The 3,372-nt window shown below is 51.1% G+C and carries 2 rRNA genes; both read right to left on the bottom strand.

Annotation, left to right across the window (positions count from 1 at the left end):
* Positions 1-48: 48 nt before the first annotated feature.
* Positions 49-164, bottom strand: a 5S ribosomal RNA gene (gene rrf / locus IB250_RS28445).
* 160 nt (positions 165-324) lie between these two features.
* A 23S ribosomal RNA gene (locus IB250_RS28440) occupies positions 325-3,216 on the bottom strand.
* Positions 3,217-3,372: the final 156 nt, after the last annotated feature.

The raw sequence follows: 3,372 nt of genomic DNA, 5'->3' as shown, positions 1-3,372 counted from the left end.
AAAACAAAACCCCTACCTGCATACGCAGATAGGGGTTTCGGAATTTAATCTTGACGATGACCTACTCTCACATGGGGAAACCCCACACTACCATCGGCGATGCATCGTTTCACTGCTGAGTTCGGGATGGGATCAGGTGGTTCCAATGCTCTATGGTCGTCAAGAAATTCGGTAGCCAGGTCGTGGGCCCTTGCGGGTTCACGCTCCAGCGAATGGGTATGCGATAGTTTGGTGTTTTGTGAGTATCTCGAACTTTCGGTTCGTTTCGTCTTCACACACCGCAATCTGGTGCCTTTTCAGGTCAGCAAATTGCTTGGGTGTTATATGGTCAAGCCTCACGGGCAATTAGTATTGGTTAGCTCAACGCCTCACAGCGCTTACACACCCAACCTATCAACGTCGTAGTCTTCGACGGCCCTTCAGGGGACTCAAGGTCCCAGTGAGATCTCATCTTGAGGCTAGTTTCCCGCTTAGATGCTTTCAGCGGTTATCTATTCCGAACATAGCTACCCGGCAATGCCACTGGCGTGACAACCGGAACACCAGAGGTTCGTCCACTCCGGTCCTCTCGTACTAGGAGCAGCCCCTCTCAAATCTCAAACGTCCACGGCAGATAGGGACCGAACTGTCTCACGACGTTCTAAACCCAGCTCGCGTACCACTTTAAATGGCGAACAGCCATACCCTTGGGACCGGCTTCAGCCCCAGGATGTGATGAGCCGACATCGAGGTGCCAAACACCGCCGTCGATATGAACTCTTGGGCGGTATCAGCCTGTTATCCCCGGAGTACCTTTTATCCGTTGAGCGATGGCCCTTCCATACAGAACCACCGGATCACTAAGACCTACTTTCGTACCTGCTCGACGTGTCTGTCTCGCAGTCAAGCGCGCTTTTGCCTTTATACTCTACGACCGATTTCCGACCGGTCTGAGCGCACCTTCGTACTCCTCCGTTACTCTTTAGGAGGAGACCGCCCCAGTCAAACTACCCACCATACACTGTCCTCGATCCGGATAACGGACCTGAGTTAGAACCTCAAAGTTGCCAGGGTGGTATTTCAAGGTTGGCTCCACGCGAACTGGCGTCCACGCTTCAAAGCCTCCCACCTATCCTACACAAGCAAATTCAAAGTCCAGTGCAAAGCTATAGTAAAGGTTCACGGGGTCTTTCCGTCTAGCCGCGGATACACTGCATCTTCACAGCGATTTCAATTTCACTGAGTCTCGGGTGGAGACAGCGCCGCCATCGTTACGCCATTCGTGCAGGTCGGAACTTACCCGACAAGGAATTTCGCTACCTTAGGACCGTTATAGTTACGGCCGCCGTTTACCGGGGCTTCGATCAAGAGCTTCGCGTTAGCTAACCCCATCAATTAACCTTCCGGCACCGGGCAGGCGTCACACCCTATACGTCCACTTTCGTGTTTGCAGAGTGCTGTGTTTTTAATAAACAGTCGCAGCGGCCTGGTATCTTCGACCGGCGTGGGCTTACGCAGTAAATGCTTCACCCTCACCGGCGCACCTTCTCCCGAAGTTACGGTGCCATTTTGCCTAGTTCCTTCACCCGAGTTCTCTCAAGCGCCTTGGTATTCTCTACCCAACCACCTGTGTCGGTTTGGGGTACGGTTCCTGGTTACCTGAAGCTTAGAAGCTTTTCTTGGAAGCATGGCATCAACCACTTCGTGTTCTAAAAGAACACTCGTCATCAGCTCTCGGCCTTAGAATCCCGGATTTACCTAAGATTCCAGCCTACCACCTTAAACTTGGACAACCAACGCCAAGCTGGCCTAGCCTTCTCCGTCCCTCCATCGCAATAACCAGAAGTACAGGAATATTAACCTGTTTTCCATCGACTACGCTTTTCAGCCTCGCCTTAGGGACCGACTAACCCTGCGTCGATTAACGTTGCGCAGGAAACCTTGGTCTTTCGGCGTGGGTGTTTTTCACACCCATTGTCGTTACTCATGTCAGCATTCGCACTTCTGATACCTCCAGCAAGCTTCTCAACTCACCTTCACAGGCTTACAGAACGCTCCTCTACCGCATCACCTAAGTGATACCCGTAGCTTCGGTGTATGGTTTGAGCCCCGTTACATCTTCCGCGCAGGCCGACTCGACTAGTGAGCTATTACGCTTTCTTTAAAGGGTGGCTGCTTCTAAGCCAACCTCCTAGCTGTCTAAGCCTTCCCACATCGTTTCCCACTTAACCATAACTTTGGGACCTTAGCTGACGGTCTGGGTTGTTTCCCTTTTCACGACGGACGTTAGCACCCGCCGTGTGTCTCCCATGCTCGGCACTTGTAGGTATTCGGAGTTTGCATCGGTTTGGTAAGTCGGGATGACCCCCTAGCCGAAACAGTGCTCTACCCCCTACAGTGATACATGAGGCGCTACCTAAATAGCTTTCGAGGAGAACCAGCTATCTCCGAGCTTGATTAGCCTTTCACTCCGATCCACAGGTCATCCGCTAACTTTTCAACGGTAGTCGGTTCGGTCCTCCAGTTAGTGTTACCCAACCTTCAACCTGCCCATGGATAGATCGCCCGGTTTCGGGTCTATTCCCAGCGACTAGACGCCCTATTAAGACTCGCTTTCGCTACGCCTCCCCTATTCGGTTAAGCTCGCCACTGAAAATAAGTCGCTGACCCATTATACAAAAGGTACGCAGTCACCCAACAAAGTGGGCTCCCACTGCTTGTACGCATACGGTTTCAGGATCTATTTCACTCCCCTCTCCGGGGTTCTTTTCGCCTTTCCCTCACGGTACTAGTTCACTATCGGTCAGTCAGTAGTATTTAGCCTTGGAGGATGGTCCCCCCATATTCAGACAAAGTTTCTCGTGCTCCGTCCTACTCGATTTCATGACCAAGAGATTTTCGCGTACAGGGCTATCACCCACTATGGCCGCACTTTCCAGAGCGTTCCGCTAATCTCAAAGCCACTTAAGGGCTAGTCCCCGTTCGCTCGCCACTACTAAGGGAATCTCGGTTGATTTCTTTTCCTCAGGGTACTTAGATGTTTCAGTTCCCCTGGTTCGCTTCTTAAGCCTATGTATTCAGCTTAAGATACCTAACTTATGTTAGGTGGGTTCCCCCATTCAGACATCTCCGGATCAAAGTCTGTTTGCCGACTCCCCGAAGCTTTTCGCAGGCTACCACGTCTTTCATCGCCTCTGACTGCCAAGGCATCCACCGTATGCGCTTCTTCACTTGACCATATAACCCCAAGCAATCTGGTTATACTGTGAAGACGACATTCGCCGAAAATTCGCGATTAAACTCACAAATTTTACCTTAGCCTGATCACCACCAGTGAAAGTGGCCATCAGTCTATCTTTCTATCACATACCCAAATTTTTAAAGAACGATCTA

The sequence above is a fragment of the Pseudomonas sp. PDM09 genome, from assembly GCF_014852305.1.
Lineage (GTDB): Bacteria > Pseudomonadota > Gammaproteobacteria > Pseudomonadales > Pseudomonadaceae > Aquipseudomonas.
This window is presented reverse-complemented; position numbering and strand designations above follow the sequence as displayed.